Source organism: Leptotrichia shahii, from assembly GCF_008327825.1.
In the GTDB taxonomy this organism is placed as follows: Bacteria; Fusobacteriota; Fusobacteriia; order Fusobacteriales; family Leptotrichiaceae; genus Leptotrichia; species Leptotrichia shahii.
The window spans coordinates 300,996-317,956 of the sequence record NZ_AP019827.1 but is presented as its reverse complement, the minus strand read 5'-3'; the positions used below and the strand labels follow the sequence as shown (position 1 = coordinate 317,956).

Genomic DNA, 16,961 nt, shown 5'->3' with positions numbered 1-16,961 from the left:
ATAATATTATACAGCAATATTCTTATAATAAAATTTTTATTTACTTTGTTTTTTGTTTGTATAATAGAGATTATAAAAATGTAATTAAGCCCTATGTATATAAAATCATAAGTCATAAGATTAAATATTACTAGGACTTTTTTATTTTATAACTTTTGAATCATTTTTACTACTTAACATGATTTTCTACTTTTTTATGTGAACTGCAAGTTGAACCACCTGAACAATGGCAGCAGTCTGTTCCACAAAAATTTTTATTTTTTTTGTAGTCCTTGTATATCTTTCTAAATACTGTAAATACGATTGCAGCTGCAATTATAGCGATGATAACTGTTTTTATTATCATTTTTTGCACTTCCTTTCAAAATTTTACTTTATATTTATATAAATAGCCTTGCAATATTGAAGAATAAGGTTGATACTACATAAGGCAGGATTAATAGCATTGACACTTGAAATACTAATAATTTCCATCCAAATTCTTGTTTTAAAGCTCCCATTGCTACGGCACATGGCACTACTAGAAGGACATACAACATAAATGAATATGCTCTCAGTTGACCATATTTGTCATTCCACAAACTTCTAATTGCTGGAATGATATTTCCGCCTGCATCCTGGTCAAGCTCCTCCTGACTTTTCATTTCTAATGTTGAAATTTTAAATGTTGCAATATGCCCTAATGATTTTATTGAATCTACTGCAGCTCCTCCCAATCCAACTACTTGATCCTTCAAATCTGACATAAAATTATATTCTTTTTTCTCATCATCTCCTTGAGATAACAAGATTTGTCCTAAAAATCCAACTACTGTTTCTTTTGCGATGATACTTGGCACAATAGAAGCCACAGGTTCCCATCTGTCACCAAAACCAGTTGGTTTGAATACAGGCTGAACAACTTTTGCTGCTTGACCTATGTATGAATTTTGAGCATCTCCTTTATTTGGGAAATATTGGAAGAACCAAATAATTAACAATATTCCTAAAACTATTGTAGTTGCTTTTTTTATATAAGAAAAAGTTCTTGATTTCATATTATGCCAAACGGCTTTTGCACCTGGAAGTCTATATGGCGGTAATTCTATAAGTAACTCTGTATTGTTTCCCTTAAAATATTTAAATCTTTTTAAGACAAAAGCTACTAAAAGAGCCATAAAAACACCAAAAACATAAATTGATACTACAACTATAGCTGCATGTTTACTAAAAAATGCTGCTGCGAGTAATGAATAAACTGGCAGTCTTGCTCCACACGACATAAATGTTGCGATAACTCCTGTCAATCTTCTTGTTTTCTCATCTTCCAATGTTCTTGTTGAATAAATTGCAGGAACTGTACATCCAAATCCGATCAGCATCGGAATAAATGCTTTTCCTGAAAGTCCAACTTTTGTCATCATTTTGTTTAAAATAAATGCAACACGAGCCATATATCCACTTTCTTCAAGTATTGCCATAAAGAAGTAAATAAAGAACATAAGTGGAACGAATGTCAATACTGAACCTACACCAGCCAAAATTCCATCAAGTATAAAGCTGCTTAGCCAATCTGGCACTCCTTCAATAGCGTGACCCACATATTTTATGACAAAATCACTAAAAAAACCATCAATCCAGTCGATAAACGGCGAACTTCCATCAAACACGATTACAAAAACGGCATAAATTATAGCAAGAAATGCTATTCCACCAAAAAATTTATTTAAAAGAATCTTATCAATTTTATCGGTTAAGGCAAATTTATCTCCTGTACCTCTTTTTAGATTCATTGAAATAATACCACGCACTATTCCATATCTTTCCCTTGCCAAGGCATCTTGAGGTTCAATTCCATAACGATTCTCAATATTTCTCTTTTCAGATTCTCCCATACTTGAAAGACTTACTCCAAATTCAGATTTTACTCTTGCTTCTACATTAGAATCATCTTCTAAAATTTTAATTGCAAGCCATTCTACTGGATATTTTTTCAAAACTTTTTCATAAGATTTATCATTTTCCAATTTATCCTTTAAACTTTTAATATTATCTTCGATTTCTTTTTCAAATGGCAATCTATGTTGTATTTTTTTATCTGAAGAATTTTTTTTGTAAAGTTCTACAGCTTTTTCCATAAGTTTGTCTACTCCAGCTCCAGATCTTCCACTTGTGAAAACAACAGGAACTCCCAATTGCTTTTCAAATTTTTCCACATCTAATTCATAACCAATTCTTTTAAATTCATCTTCAAAGTTGAGTGCCATCACAACTGGAATATCAAGTTCCTTTAACAAAGCTGTTAAATAAATATTTTTTTCAAGTGATGTGGAATCTAGAACATTAATTATCACATCAACTTTTTCGTCTAGCAAAAAATCTCTTGAAACTCTTTCTTCAGCTGTACTTATTGATAAATTATAAATTCCTGGCAAATCAATTAATTTTACATCTTCATCCTCAACTTTAAAAAAGACTTCTTTTTTTTCAATTGTTACCCCTGGCCAGTTTCCCATTTTTAGACTCGCATGTGAAATTTGATTAATTAAGGCGGTCTTTCCTACATTAGGATTCCCGACAAATGCCACATTTATCATTTTACCACCTCAATTTTAATATGATTTGCTAAATTTGTACTAATCACAATTTTAGTTTCAACTGTCTTTATAAGAACATTTCCATTTGCAATATTTTCAATTGTACATGCATCTCCTCTACAGACTCCTAAACTCAATAATCGTGTGTCCAATTTTCTTTCATCAATGTCCTTTAATAAAAATTTTTCTCCGACTTTTCCCTCTATTAATGTCATGTCAGATCATCTCCTCTCGTTTTATATCTTATGTGATATTATTTATTCTCGATTTTCAAAAAACATTTATATATACAAACTAATATAAAAACTTCCTATATATTAAAGCACTTTATAATAATTTCAAAATTGTATCAAATACTATGAAAATCGAATATTTTAATTACCAAACTAATTTTATACCTTTTTAGAAAATAATGCAAGTTTTTTCTAAATAAAAAAGATTTAAAGTAAGTTACAAGTGTATCTAATATATTCTCCTTTCCTGAATATCAAATCTACCTCAAGCAAGTCCTTAAAAACTTTTTCTAAAAAAGCTAGAATTATTTTTTCCAATCAAAAGATTTATCTTATTATTTAAATTCTAGAAAATTAAAACGGCCTAATTTTCATATTCTAAATTATGGCAATCAAAATTATGAAAAAAGACTTTTTTTGAAACCAAATTAAACAATAATAATTTTATTTATTATTTTTAAGTGTGAAAAAATAAAAAGTTAAAACCCGAAAGTATTTTCTTTATTATTAAGAGCACTCTCAGGCAAAGGAAATCGCTTATTTAACAGAAGAAAGGAAGTATAAAAAAATTTTTGAATGATGATAAGTATTTATCTAAAGAACAAAGAAATGTTATAAATAAATTAGTCTATTAAAATAGTTGCCAGTAAGTTGCCAATAAATTTTTAATGTATTGAAATAAATAGAAACAGATTAAGACAGGATAAAACTGCAAAGTACCATAAATAAAAGAAAAAAGTGCAATTCAGCATAAACACTGATTTGCACTATATATCACATTTTTAACTATTCTAATGGTGCCCAGACGCGGAATCGAACCACGGACACAGGGATTTTCAGTCCCTTGCTCTACCGACTGAGCTATCTGGGCATAATGGCGGGTGAACTGGGATTCGAACCCAGACATCTTGCGATTTCGCCGGTTTTCAAGACCGGTCCCTTAGCCGTTCGGACATCCACCCACAACTCTATTAAAACATTAACACCATAAACTTTTTAAAAAAAATACCACAATTTCAAATTATGGTTCTAAAAGAATAAATGGTACGGCCTAGGGGGATCGAACCCCTGTTGCCAGGATGAAAACCTGGAGTCCTAACCACTAGACGAAGGCCGCATAAATTTAAATGGTGGATCCAGCTGGACTTGAACCAGCGACCGCTCGGTTATGAGCCGAGTGCTCTAACCAGCTGAGCTATGGATCCATATGGCGTGCCTGAAGAGATTCGAACTCCTGGCCCACGGCTTAGAAGGCCGTTGCTCTATCCAACTGAGCTACAGGCACATATGGTTATTTAAATGGTGAGCCATACTGGGATCGAACCAGTGACACCTTGATTAAAAGTCAAGTGCTCTACCGACTGAGCTAATGGCTCATATTTTGGAGCGGGAGACGAGGGTCGAACTCGCGACATTCAGCTTGGAAGGCTGACGCTCTACCAACTGAGCTACTCCCGCATAATATGATTTTTATGGTGCCTCGGGCCGGACTTGAACCGGCACGGGATAAATTCCCACAGGATTTTAAGTCCTGTGCGTCTACCGATTTCGCCACCAAGGCATTAGTAACTTGTATTTTTTACCTACTCACAAGCACCTGTTTAGTATATCATATTTAAGTAATATTGTCAACACTTTTTTTAAAATTTTTTCAAGAAAGGAAATTGCAAGTGTAAATATTACTTTTTATGAAATATATTATTTTAATTGAATTTCATATATTGCATTTGAATCTTTTCCATTAAAAAGTTTTCTAGGATAATTATTTATCCACTTTTCTATTTACTTTCTTTTCTGTTATTCCTGTCATATCCTGTCCTTTCTTTTTCATTTTCTCCAGTAACTTATCCCAAGTTCTTGTGCTATCTGAATTTTTAAAATTTGTGCTTTAAGAAGAGCTTTTTCCTCTCTCAATTAATTTTAAACGTTGCCCTTTTCTTCTTTATTATTATATACTATCGAACTCATAGCTCCATATAAACTCTTCTGAATAAATTGCCAGATGCAAATAAATTGGGTTTCTTTAATTAATGGTACCTTGAACTATTTTTTTGAAAATTTACGTTTCTGCATCTGCATAGCGGGTGGTTTTGTGTTTTGCACGCTTTGCATACTTAACTGACTAAAGTCAATAATAAAAAAATCGGGATTTTCCCGATTTAAAAATTATAATATTTTTATTTTAAAATTCCTGATAAATAAACAAGGAAAAATATTGTAAATCCTGATAAATATACGATTCCCGCAACTGACAAAAACCATAGCCAAACTGGCAATTTGCTGTTATCCTTAACAAGTGAAAAATTAAGGTAAGAATAAACAGGGGCTGAAACAAATGAAAATATCATTGCAAAATTCATCATTGCAGCTACATTTCCAGCAAAGAAAAATACTATAATCATTGCTAAAATTACAGTTACGATCATCCATATATTGAAATCTGCAGTTGTTACTTCCTTTTGCTTACGAATTAAACGTAAACATTCAGCATTTGCACGTGAATAACCATCCACAACTGTAATTGTCGTACCAAAAATACACATAAAGGCAATAAAGGCAATAAGAAGTCCCGACCAGTTTCCAATTACACTTGAATACATTTTTATAAATTGAGTAATATAAGCTGCACTTGCTCCTTTAATCGCAGTTCCTGTACCATATTGAATCAATGCCCCAAGTGCTAAAAACACAAAGGCTAATATTGTTGTAACATAATAACCTACATTAAAGTCAAGCATCGCGATTTTACGAGGCACTTTCATTTCTTGCTGCTTTTCAACAGTCCACATCGAATTAATTGCTGAAATTTCAATTGGTGCAGGCATCCATCCCATCAATGATATAATAAATGGCAATGCCTTTAATTTCCATGGAGATGGAGCTACAAAATTTGGTGCCATAGGATGATGTTTAAACATTGCTATAACAACCGCAATAACTGTCGCTACTGTTAATGAAACAACAATAAATTTCGATGAACTGTCTAAAAGTTTATAACCTCCAAATATCATCATTGCAAGTGAGCCCACGAGAACAATTGTAGTAAGCATATTGATCATTGAGGCCATTGCTGCAGGTGTAAGGCTAGGTAAAACTGTCAATTTTAAGATATTTGCTAAAATTGCAGCTGTCAAAATACCTACTGCTGCAATGTTAATAATTGCTGAAAATATATTCATAATGAAAAATACCCATAAATAAATCTTTCCTTTTTCCCCATAACCTTCAATTAATGTTTTTTTTCTTTCCAAGGTATATTGAGTTCCAAAACGGAAAAACGGATATTTAAAAATATTTACTAAAATTACAATAATTGCCAATTGCCATCCGTATAATGCACCCGCTTGTGTAGATGCCACAATATGAGAACCCCCAATAGCCGCCGAAGCCATAAGAATACCAGGCCCAAAGGCTTTAAATTTGCTATACCAGCCTGCTTTAGTCTTTGCTATATTTGTCATAAAAATACCTTCCTTCTCTATTATTTGTTTCAAAAACTACAGTAAATTCCTCTAAGACTTAAAGGTTAATCATACTCTTTAAACTTTAAATTCGTATAATTCTTATTAATCCAACTAATCTCACTTATAGAAGTCCTAGACTTCTCTATTAAATTAAATGAAAATTTTCTAAATTTTCCCAAGTTTAAGTATATTTTGATTACCAAATTTTTGAAATTATATAGGTATTATAGCACTTTGTCTTAAATATTCAAAATTTTTTTAACTAATTTTAGTATATTTTTAGACTTCTTTTTATTTTTTTTAAAATAATTTTATCCCAACTTAAATACTTCATCTTCAAAATGCCGTATCATTTCCCCTCTAAAGAATTTTCCCATTTCCTGTTCCATCATATCCACAAATAAATACTCACTTTCAAAATGCCCAATATCAACTAAAATACGCCCTTCCTCCAAAGCATCCAAAGCTTCATGGTATCTCAAATCCCCAGTAAGAAACACATCTATTCTATTAGCGACTTCATACATAAATGAACTTCCACCACCTGTAACAAGACCAATTTTTCTCACATAAGAATTTTTATTCCCAACATATCTCACATAGCTTATCCCAAGTGAATCCTTTATTCTTTCTATTAAATCCCCAAGTTTCATTTTTTCATTTAATATTTTAATTCTGGCAAGTCCGCCACGAACATGCTCCATTTTATTTTTTATTGGATTATAATCTTCAAATTCATGTTCATTAAAAATTATTTTTTCACCATCTAAATTCAATTTATCCATTATAAAATCATTTAGTCCATTTATTGCAAAATCTGAATTTGTATGAATTGAATAAACTGCTATTTTATTTTCTATTAATTTTAAAATTTTTCTCCCATGCACAGTTTCGTTTGTAATTTTCTTCAATCCTGAAAAAATAACTGGATGATGTGAAATTATCAAATCCACATTGTTATCCACAGCCTTTTGCACAGCCTTCTCCGTCACATCCAAACAAAATAAGACCTTGTTTATTTCTCTGGTGTTATCTCCCACAAGAAACCCAACATTATCCCAATCTTCCGCTATTTTCGGACTGAAAATTGTCTGCAGTTCTCCCATTATTTGCCATAACTTCATAATTTTATTTCCTTTCATTGTTTTTTATTTTATAATTTTCCTATCTTCTCAACCTTTTTGCGTCAAGTATTTTCATTTTATACTCTAACCCATCCAAAATCGAACTATTAAAAATCATATAAACTTAGGGCTTAAGTAAATAATCATAGCTTTTGAGTTCGGTTTTAGATGAGTTTTGCTATATTTTTACGAGAAACCAAATCTCCTTGCTTCAGAATCCCAATTTCTAAAAATTCTATTAATTTACTGTATAATTTGCCTCTTCGCTATTTTCGACAAAATCATTCCTCATCATATCAATGGAAAGTTTATTAAGTGCCTTCTCCTTTAAAATTTTCACGTTATGTCTTGCAATATTTAATGACTTTGCAATTTCCTTTTCTGTATAAACTTTATCATCAAGCCCATAAGTCATAACCAAAATTTGCTCATCCAAATAATTTAATTTTTTCGGAATATTTTCTAAAATATACATTTGTGTGATTTTATCCGCTTTTTCAAATATTTGTGTATTTTCCATTAATTCTTCAGGCTCAGCCTCATCAAATAACATTTCCAGCTGTTCAATATATTCTGTTGAAACATTCATTTGCCTGCTTATTTCCTTCATTGAAAGTCCCATACTTTTATCCATTTTTACTTTCAAATACAAAATATATGATAATTCTGAAGATTTAATATCTTTTAACAATTCCTTTTGAAATTCCAAAATATATCTTACAGCAAAATTTTTTATAAAAAATTCAGGATCTTTTGTAATTTCTGTAATTTGACTATAATAATTCAGCCCTGACATAATTCCAAGCGTAGCCTCCTGAACCGTATCCAAAAATGAAAATCCATATTTTGAATAAAGCAGGCTTTCCTTTACAGCAATTTTCAGATATTTATCAATTAATTCCTCATTTTCCTTTTCACTCTCGCTCTTTTTCTCAAATTCTTCATATTTTTCCTTTATATTTTCTAAATATGATTTTATAATGTCTTTTTCCGCAATAAAAACATTTTCATCCTCTAACACAATAAAATCACTTCCATCAGTTGAATTTCTAACTTCAGGGATATTTTCCAGATGAACAAATTTTAGAAATTCAAAAAATTCATCATCACTCATTGTATAATTCTCAATGATTTTTTCAAAACTAAAACTTCCCTTCTTCCTAATATCTTCAAAAATTTTGGCTAACATTTACTTCTCCCCTTATTTTATTTTTTATTTATTTTATGACATAAAAACCGATGAAATTACACTTTAGCTATTTAATACCCTGCTAAATTATTTATACTGAATATCTAAAAGGAGCTAAATAATAATTTTAGCTCCTATAATCTTCCAGTTTTTTTCTTCTGCTCGGATGTCTTAACTTTCTTAATGCTTTTACCTCAATCTGTCTGATACGTTCTCTTGTTACATTAAATATTTTTCCAACTTCCTCCAAAGTCTTCTGGGAACCATCATCCAGTCCATATCTATATCTAAGTACCATCTCTTCCCGCTCGTTTAATGTTTTCAGCACATCATCAAGCTGTTCCTTTAAAAGGACTCTTGTTGTCGCATCATAAGGATTTGCAAATTTGTCATCTTCTACAAAATCTCCCAGTTCGCTATCTTCTTCACTTCCAACTGGAGTTTCCAGCGAGATTGGATCTTGATTCATTTCAAGAATACTTTTTACTTTTTCAACAGGTAATTCAAGTTTTTCAGCCAATTCTTCCGCAGTCGGCTCTTTTCCAGTTTCCTGAAGAATTATTCTGCTTTCCTTTTTAATTTTATTAATCGTTTCAATCATATGAACAGGTATTCTTATTGTTCTTCCCTGATCAGCAATTGCACGTGTTATAGCCTGTCTAATCCACCAAGTTGCATAAGTTGAAAATTTGAATCCCTTCTCATATTCAAATTTTTCTACAGCTTTCATAAGACCCATATTCCCCTCTTGAATTAAATCCAGCATTTTTAAGCCACGATTTGTGTGCTTTTTTGCAATACTGACAACAAGTCTTAAATTTGATTCAATTAATTTTTGTTTAGCTTCTTCTTCCCCATTTAAAACTCTTTGAGCATAATCAATTTCCTCTTCATAGCTAAGTAACGGAATTTGCCCGATTTCTCTTAAATACATCTTTATCGGCTCATCCACATCCATACTTTCAGCCATTTTCAATAGATCTGTCTGCAACAATTTATCCACTTCCGAATCATCAATTTCACTCTCTACAAACTCATCATGCGAATCTTCAAAATCTGTTAATTCCATTTTTTCAATATCTTCCATAGATTCAGGAACTTTTAACAAATCTTCCTTTTCCTTTATCGTATCTACAATTTGAACACCGTCATCAGTCAGTTTTTTTATTAACTGATCAATTTTTTCAGTTGAAAATCCGATAGACAAAACAGAATTTATTTCTTCGTAACTTACAACTTTTTGCTCTCGTGCCTGTTTTATAAAATTTGCGAGACTATTTTTTAAATTTTGTTTTTTATCAGACATAACCCAGTCTCCTTATCAATATAAATTCATCATATAATTTCTTTATTTCATCAATTTTATTAATATTTTTTATTTTTAACAACAATTTTCTTAACTCAATTTTTTTTATTTTATTATTTTCTTCTTCTGACTTTTTACTTTCCTCTCTTATTTCACGCTCAAACCATCCAGAATAAACTTCCATAAAATATCTATCTTTAAAATAGCTATCCTTGTACTTAATATCCTTATCTGCCCGTAATTTTAATTGTGTTACAACTTCTCTGCTTTCTTCGCTAATGTCATTTTTATCAAGCTGTACTATATCAAAATTTACAAGTTTTAGTTTTTTTATTAGCTCATTAAACAAAGAATGGCTAAATTCCTTATTTAACAATTCTTCGCATCTTTTCCTTTCAGAATCGTAAAATTCCAAAATGTACATAAGTGTCTGTTCTTCCAATGCAATATTCAAGTCTTCTTTTAACTTTTTATATTGAACTTTTTGATTTCCGTAATCTTTTCTTTTTTTTCTTTGTGAAGTTTCACCTGATATATTTTTTAGCGATTCTTCCAATACAAAGTCGTTAATTCCAAAATTGACTGACAATCGCTGTAAATATAGATTTTTACTAAGATTATTCGTAATATTTGAAAAAAATGGCTTTAATCTTTCAATAAACTTTTTCTCACCATTTATATTATTTAAATCCAAATCCTTTGAAACTTCCTTTGTCAAAAAGTCAAAAATTTCTTCCGATTTTTTTACAACTTCAATAAAAGCCCTTTTCCCATTTTTTCTCAAAAACTCGTCAGGATCCTTCTCACTTCCATCCATAACTAGGCACTTTACATCAAAATCATATTTTTTCAAAATATATCCAGCTTTTACAATTGCATTTTTCCCTGCTTCATCATTATCGTATGAAATCAATACCTTATCCGTATATCTTTTCAAAAGCTCTCCCTGCTCTTCGGTAAATGCCGTTCCAAGACTTGCTACCGCATTTTCAAACCCATTTTTCTGAGCTGTCAGCACATCGAGATAACCTTCCATTAGCATCGCAAAACCTTTTTTTCTAATATTTTCCCCTCGGTACTTTATTCCAAAAAGTTCATTTCCTTTTTTAAAAATAGGCGAATCTGGAGAATTTAGATATTTAGGCAAGTTAGTATTTTTCTCAATTATCCGTCCTCCAAATCCAACAATTTGGGCATCTGCATTATAAATTGGAAAAATTATTCTATTTCTGAAACTATCATAGATTTCTCCATTTTCATTTCTTTTGACAAGTCCCAGTTCCATTATTTTCTGTTCTGGAAAATCCTTTTTTAGTAAATATCGAAATAACTCATCCCGTGAGCTAGAAGCAAATCCGATTCCAAACTTATTTATTTCATCCAGCGAAAAATCCCGCTCCTTCATATATTCCAATGCTTCATCATACTTCTCGATATTTTCCCTAAAAAATATCTGAGCTTCCTTCATTATTTCAAAATATTCCTTATTTACAGCCTTTTTTTTCTCAATTTCCTGATTAACTATCTCATATCCCCTATTTTTTTTTAGCGGAATATTATACTTTTGTGACAATTCCTCAACCGCCTGAATAAATCCAATGTCATTAATTTTCATATAAAATGAAATTACACTTCCACCAATTTGAGTACTAAAATCTTTAAAAATATTTTTTACTGGACTGACTGTAAAGGAAGGGGTCTTTTCCTCCTTAAACGGAGATAGCCCCTTATAATCTGAACCTGCCTTTTTCAAATTAACATATTCACCAATCACTTGAACAATGTCCAGATTGTCAATTAACTTTTGTATTTCTTTTTTACTGTAAAACATTATTCTTCATTCCTCCGCAAAACAGTCACTAAAAAATACTTACACTATTAGTATAATTTATTTTTCTAAATAGTCAATACTTTTTAAATAAATTTTTTTAATTTTCTTCATTCTTTTCTCTAATAATTACTACTTCGTCTTCCATAATGTCCTTAAAAACTTCATCCATTATTTCTGATTTTGATTTTCCTTTAGCAAATTCTTTTTTTGCAATTTTTCCTGAAATAATTGCAAGTTCATATTTATTAGATACTTTAGTCAATAATTCATCTATTGTTATTTTTTCTTTTTTCATTTTTTATAATTTCTCCTATTATTTTAGAATTTATATTAACTTTACGAATTAATGATATTTATTAATTTTTGGCAAGATTCTTCAATATCATTATTTATTATTGTATGATCATACTCTTTTTCATACTCCAGCTCTTTTAGTGCATTTTTTAAACGTGTCTGAATAACTTCCTCTGTATCAGTATTTCTATTACGAAGCCTTTTTTCAAGCGTTTCCATATCCTTTGTACGAAAAAACACTAAAATAGCATCTCTTTTCTTTTCCTTCGCAATTAATGCACCTTGAACATCAATCTCTAAAATTACATTTAGCCCTTTATTCAAGTTGCTTTCCACAACTTCCTTTAACGTTCCGTAATAATTGCCATGAACATTTGCATATTCATAAAATTCATCATTTTTTATTTTTTGTTCAAAGGTTTCCTTAGTTAAAAAAAAGTAATCTTTTCCGTCGATTTCTCCATTTCTTGGCTTACGAGTTGTAGCTGATATTGATAATGGGATATTTAATCTATCTTTTACTAATTTTGTGACTGTTGATTTTCCTGAGCCTGAAGGCCCCGAGATGATAAATAGTTTTCCTTTCATTAAAAAACCACCTTTATTTTAAGTGAATAAGGGGAAATTCATATTTACAAATTCCCCTATTCATTAAATTTATTTTTTCTTTTCTAAGTTTCAAACTGACAAATTACTTTACTTTGTAAACAATTTTTATAGTAAAGCCGATTTAAAATCAAACTTAAAAACTATGACTATTTTATTCAAACCCTAAGTTTATGAAATTTTTTATAATTTACTTTACAAAGGTAGCGAATGTATCAGTCACTTAATTTAGAATTTTTCTAAACTTCTGTTTCTTCTGTATTTTCTACGAATTCTACTGTTTCATTTTCTAAAACATCTGAAACTGCCTCAACTTCTTCATTTCCTTCATTCGTATTAGCTTCCATTTCTACTTCAGAATCTTCTACGATATCACTTTTCAAAGTTGCATCCAAATATTTATAATCTCTAAAACCAGTACCTCCCGGTATTTTCTTACCAATGATTACATTTTCCTTAAGTCCTTCAAGTCTGTCTGTTTTTCCTTCAACTGCAGCATTTGCAAGAACTTTTGTTGTTTCCTGGAATGATGATGCTGAAATGAAACTTTCTGTATTTACTGCAGCTTTTGTAATACCTTGTATTACAGGCTCATAAGTTGCTGGACGTTTTCCTTTTGAAATCAATATTTCATTTTCACGTTCCACAATTTTCTTATCAATCAATTCATCTTCAAGGAATAGCGAATCTCCAGCTTCTTTAATCTTAATTTTTTGGAACATTTGTTTTACTATTATTTCAATATGCTTATCATTAACTGCAACCCCTTGTTCACGATAAACTTGTTGCACCGATTCTAAAATAAATTGCTGTGCTTCTACAAGCCCTTTAATTTTTAAGATATCATGAGGTGAAACTGGTCCATCTGTAATTTTAGCACCTTTTTCGATTAACATTTCATTAGTTACAACCAGATGTTCCCCCACAGGAACTGTATATTCTTGAATTAATTCCCCAGTTTCAGGATCTTCAATTAGGATTAATCTCATACCTTTTTTCTTTTTATCTGAGAATACAACACGTCCTGCAAATTCTGATAAAATAGCTTTTCCTTTAGGATTTCTCGCTTCAAACAATTCCTGAACACGAGGAAGTCCTCCAGTAATATCCTTATTTCCTTCTCCTGTTTTCAAGATTTTTGTAATAGTTTGCCCTTTTTTAACTATTTCTCCTTCATTTACCATTAAATATGCCCCATAAGGAACTGCATATTCCACTCTTCTGTCATCTTTTGTATAAATTATAATTCTAGGGTTTACATCGCTACTTTCCACAGGTTTTATTGCCACTTTTTCAGTAACTCCATATTTTATGTCAATATTTTCTCTCACATAAATATCTCTAAATTCCACTTTACCTTCTTCAGATGTAATAATCGGTGTTTGATAAGGGTCAAATTCAACTAGGACTTGTCCTTTTTCAACTGTGTCTCCATCTTTTACATGTAAAACTGAACCAGATTGAATTTCATATCTATGTTTTCCTATTATCAAACGTCCATTTTGAGAAACAACAATTTCCTTTCCTTCTTCATTTACAAGGGTAGAAATATCTCTAAATTTAATTTTCCCAGAAACATCTGCTTTATAATCAGATTGAACAGAAGCTGCTGTGGCAACTCCTCCAGTATGGAAAGTACGCATTGTAAGCTGTGTACCAGGTTCTCCGATTGACTGTGCCGCAATAACTCCTACTGCCTCCCCTTTCAAAATTTCCTTGTGGTTAGAAAGATCCAATCCGTAACATTTTTTACAAACTCCCTTTTCCAATTTACAAGTCAAAGGTGTTCTGATTTCCACTTCACGAATATCCAATTCTTCAATCTTTTTAATCAATTCATCATCAATCAAAGTATTTCTAGTCGCAATAACTTCTCCATTATGAACCAAATCTGTTGCCAAATTTCTTCCATAAATTCTTTCACTTAATTTTTCAATAACTTGCCCAGCATCCATCAAGTCTGATACGACAATTCCGTGTTCACATCCGCAGTCATCATGATTTACAATAACTTCGTGTGAAATATCAACTAGCCTTCTTGTCAAATATCCTGAATCCGCGGTTCTTAGTGCAGTATCGGCAAGTCCCTTTCTGGCTCCATGCGAAGACATAAAGAATTCCAAAATATTAAGCCCCTCTCTAAAGTTCGCTTTAATTGGCATTTCAATAATTCTACCTTGCGTATCCGCCATAAGTCCACGCATTCCACCTAATTGACGCATTTGTGCGATTGACCCTCTGGCTCCAGAGTTTGCCATCATATATACTGGATTAAATTCATCAAGATTGTCCATCATATCTTTTGTAACTCTTTCAGTAGCTTCTGCCCAGATACCCACTGTTTTTCTGTATCTTTCTTCGTTAATAATTTCTCCATCTTTATATTGTTTTTCAACTTCTGCTACATCTTTTTCAGCATTTTCAAGTATTTCTTTTTTAGTTTCAGGAATTTTCAAATCTTCAATTCCAACTGTAATTCCAGCAAGTGTACCATAATGATACCCAAATTCTTTAATATCATCCAGTAACTTTGAAGTTTTTTCAAATCCATATCTCTTATAAAGTTCAGCAATTAGATTTTTCAATTCTTTTTTACCAAATGTAATTCCATAATTTCTAACTTCTTTTGGCAAGATTAAGTTAAACATTAATCTTCCTGGTGTTGTTTCAAGAATACTATTTTCCACTCTAACTTTTACTACAGCATGAACTGATATTTTTCCGCTTTGATAAGCAGTAATTAACTGATTTCTGCTAGAAAATACCTTTCCTTCTCCTTTTGAACCTTTTTTCTCTTTCGTCATATAATAACATCCCATTACCATATCTTGTGACGGAACGGCTATCGGTCCACCATTGGAAGGAGCTATAATATTATTTGTAGCAAGCATAAGTAATTTTGCTTCCATTTGCGCTTCTTGAGATAATACTAAGTGAACTGCCATTTGGTCACCATCGAAATCCGCATTAAATGCAGAACATACAAGCGGATGAAGTCTTATTGCCTTTCCTTCTATCAAGATTGGCTCAAATGCCTGAATCGAAAGTCTATGCAACGTTGGAGCACGATTTAGAAGCACAGGGTGATTTTTAATAATTTCTTCAATCAATTCCCATACATTTTCATCTTCTTCTTCTACCATTTTCTTAGCAACTTTAATATTTGAAGCCAATTCTCTTTTTACAAGTTCTCTCATCAAGAATGGCTTATACAGTTCAAGTGCCATCTTTTTAGGCAATCCACATTGATTCATTTTCAAGCTTGGTCCAACGACAATAACCGACCTTCCTGAATAATCCACACGTTTTCCCAATAAATTTTGTCTAAAACGTCCTTGTTTCCCTTTTAACATATCAGAAAGTGATTTCAATTCCCTGTTGCTTTGATTAACAACAGGTTTTCCACGTCTACCATTATCAATTAACGCATCTACAGCTTCCTGCAACATTCTCTTTTCATTTTTTATTACAATCTCAGGAGCTTTAATTGACATCAATTTTTTAAGCCTGATATTTCTATTAATTACTCTTCTATACAAATCATTCAAGTCAGAAGTAGCAAATCTTCCACCATCTAATTGAACCATCGGTCTTAAATCAGCTGGAATAACTGGCAACACAGTTAAAATCATCCATTCAGGTCTATTTCCAGCTTCTATCAAATCTCTTACTACTTTTAATCTTTTTATAACTTTTCTTCTTTTTTGTGTAGAATGTTCCACATCCATCTCATTTTGAAGTTTACTTTCCAATTCATGTAAATCAATTTCCTCAAGTAAAGTTAAAACTCCTTCAGCACCCATTTTTGCTGTAAACTCACCTTTAAATTGACTTTCATGCAATTTATATTCTCTTTCTGTCAAAATTTGACCTTTTTCAAGCCCAGTTTCTCCAGGATCAGTTACAATATATCTTGAAAAATACAAAACTGATTCCAATTCTTTTGTGCTAATTCCCAACAAAAGACTCATTTTGTTGGGCGTACCTTTAGAATACCAAATATGTGCAATCGGTGTAGCCAGTTTAATATGTCCCATTCTTTCACGTCTAACTTTTGAAGTTGTCACTTCAACACCACATTTTTCACAAACCATGCCTTTGTAACGCATTCTCTTATACTTCCCGCAGGCACATTCATAGTCCTTAGACGGCCCAAATATTCTCTCACAGAATAATCCGTCCATTTCAGGCTTTAATGTTCTATAATTTATTGTTTCGGCTTTCGTAATCTCACCATACGACCATTCCAAAATCTTTTCTGGCGATGCCAACTTTATTTGAATACTGTCAAAATCTCTTATACTCATTCGTTAAGAGCCTCCTCTATTCTTTAATTCC

The 16,961-nt window shown here is 31.4% G+C and carries 11 protein-coding genes and 8 tRNA genes; all 19 read right to left on the bottom strand.

Annotation, left to right across the window (positions count from 1 at the left end):
* Nucleotides 1-169: 169 nt before the first annotated feature.
* The gene (locus F1564_RS01495; RefSeq protein ID WP_018450957.1) at nucleotides 170-346 is read right to left on the bottom strand and encodes a FeoB-associated Cys-rich membrane protein; all 177 of its coding nucleotides are present in this window, start codon (nucleotides 344-346) and stop codon (nucleotides 170-172) included.
* A gap of 34 nt (nucleotides 347-380) precedes the next feature.
* Complete coding sequence (gene feoB / locus F1564_RS01490) at nucleotides 381-2,576, bottom strand: ferrous iron transport protein B (RefSeq protein WP_018450958.1); 2,196 nt, start codon at nucleotides 2,574-2,576, stop codon at nucleotides 381-383.
* Nucleotides 2,573-2,791 carry a FeoA family protein gene (locus tag F1564_RS01485; protein WP_018450959.1) on the bottom strand — a complete coding sequence of 73 codons (219 nt, stop codon included), beginning with the start codon at nucleotides 2,789-2,791 and terminating at the stop codon, nucleotides 2,573-2,575. Before F1564_RS01485 ends, feoB begins: the two co-directional genes overlap by 4 nt.
* A gap of 813 nt (nucleotides 2,792-3,604) precedes the next feature.
* Nucleotides 3,605-3,680 (bottom strand) — tRNA-Phe (locus tag F1564_RS01480).
* Nucleotides 3,681-3,684: 4 nt separating this feature from the next.
* Nucleotides 3,685-3,771: transfer RNA gene (locus tag F1564_RS01475), tRNA-Ser, on the bottom strand.
* Between the two features lie 80 nt (nucleotides 3,772-3,851).
* A tRNA-Glu gene (locus tag F1564_RS01470) sits at nucleotides 3,852-3,926 on the bottom strand.
* 11 nt (nucleotides 3,927-3,937) lie between these two features.
* Nucleotides 3,938-4,014, bottom strand: a tRNA-Ile gene (locus tag F1564_RS01465).
* Nucleotides 4,015-4,017: 3 nt separating this feature from the next.
* A tRNA-Arg gene (locus F1564_RS01460) sits at nucleotides 4,018-4,094 on the bottom strand.
* Between the two features lie 15 nt (nucleotides 4,095-4,109).
* Nucleotides 4,110-4,185, bottom strand: a tRNA-Lys gene (locus F1564_RS01455).
* 6 nt (nucleotides 4,186-4,191) lie between these two features.
* A tRNA-Gly gene (locus F1564_RS01450) sits at nucleotides 4,192-4,267 on the bottom strand.
* 15 nt (nucleotides 4,268-4,282) lie between these two features.
* Nucleotides 4,283-4,370: transfer RNA gene (locus F1564_RS01445), tRNA-Leu, on the bottom strand.
* Nucleotides 4,371-4,986: 616 nt separating this feature from the next.
* Nucleotides 4,987-6,270 carry an NRAMP family divalent metal transporter gene (locus tag F1564_RS01440; RefSeq protein WP_018450960.1) on the bottom strand — a complete coding sequence of 428 codons (1,284 nt, stop codon included), beginning with the start codon at nucleotides 6,268-6,270 and terminating at the stop codon, nucleotides 4,987-4,989.
* A gap of 314 nt (nucleotides 6,271-6,584) precedes the next feature.
* Nucleotides 6,585-7,397, bottom strand: coding sequence for a Nif3-like dinuclear metal center hexameric protein (locus tag F1564_RS01435; RefSeq protein ID WP_040505644.1), 813 nt, complete (start codon nucleotides 7,395-7,397; stop codon nucleotides 6,585-6,587).
* Nucleotides 7,398-7,635: 238 nt separating this feature from the next.
* A complete protein-coding gene (locus tag F1564_RS01430) occupies nucleotides 7,636-8,586 on the bottom strand; it encodes a sigma factor-like helix-turn-helix DNA-binding protein (RefSeq protein ID WP_018450962.1) in 951 nt (316 codons plus the stop codon).
* A gap of 127 nt (nucleotides 8,587-8,713) precedes the next feature.
* Complete coding sequence (gene rpoD, locus F1564_RS01425) at nucleotides 8,714-9,892, bottom strand: RNA polymerase sigma factor RpoD (RefSeq protein ID WP_018450963.1); 1,179 nt, start codon at nucleotides 9,890-9,892, stop codon at nucleotides 8,714-8,716.
* On the bottom strand, nucleotides 9,885-11,723 hold the full coding sequence (gene dnaG / locus F1564_RS01420) for a DNA primase (RefSeq protein WP_018450964.1): 1,839 nt from the start codon (nucleotides 11,721-11,723) through the stop codon (nucleotides 9,885-9,887). The genes rpoD and dnaG overlap by 8 nt, the downstream gene beginning before the upstream one ends.
* Nucleotides 11,724-11,820: 97 nt before the next feature.
* Nucleotides 11,821-12,018 carry a DNA-directed RNA polymerase subunit omega gene (locus F1564_RS01415; RefSeq protein ID WP_018450965.1) on the bottom strand — a complete coding sequence of 66 codons (198 nt, stop codon included), beginning with the start codon at nucleotides 12,016-12,018 and terminating at the stop codon, nucleotides 11,821-11,823.
* Nucleotides 12,019-12,059: 41 nt separating this feature from the next.
* Entirely contained in the window at nucleotides 12,060-12,605 is a 546-nt protein-coding gene (gmk, locus tag F1564_RS01410; protein WP_018450966.1) for a guanylate kinase, read from the bottom strand.
* Nucleotides 12,606-12,862: 257 nt separating this feature from the next.
* The gene (gene rpoC, locus F1564_RS01405; protein ID WP_018450967.1) at nucleotides 12,863-16,930 is read right to left on the bottom strand and encodes a DNA-directed RNA polymerase subunit beta'; all 4,068 of its coding nucleotides are present in this window, start codon (nucleotides 16,928-16,930) and stop codon (nucleotides 12,863-12,865) included.
* Nucleotides 16,931-16,961 lie beyond the last annotated feature (31 nt).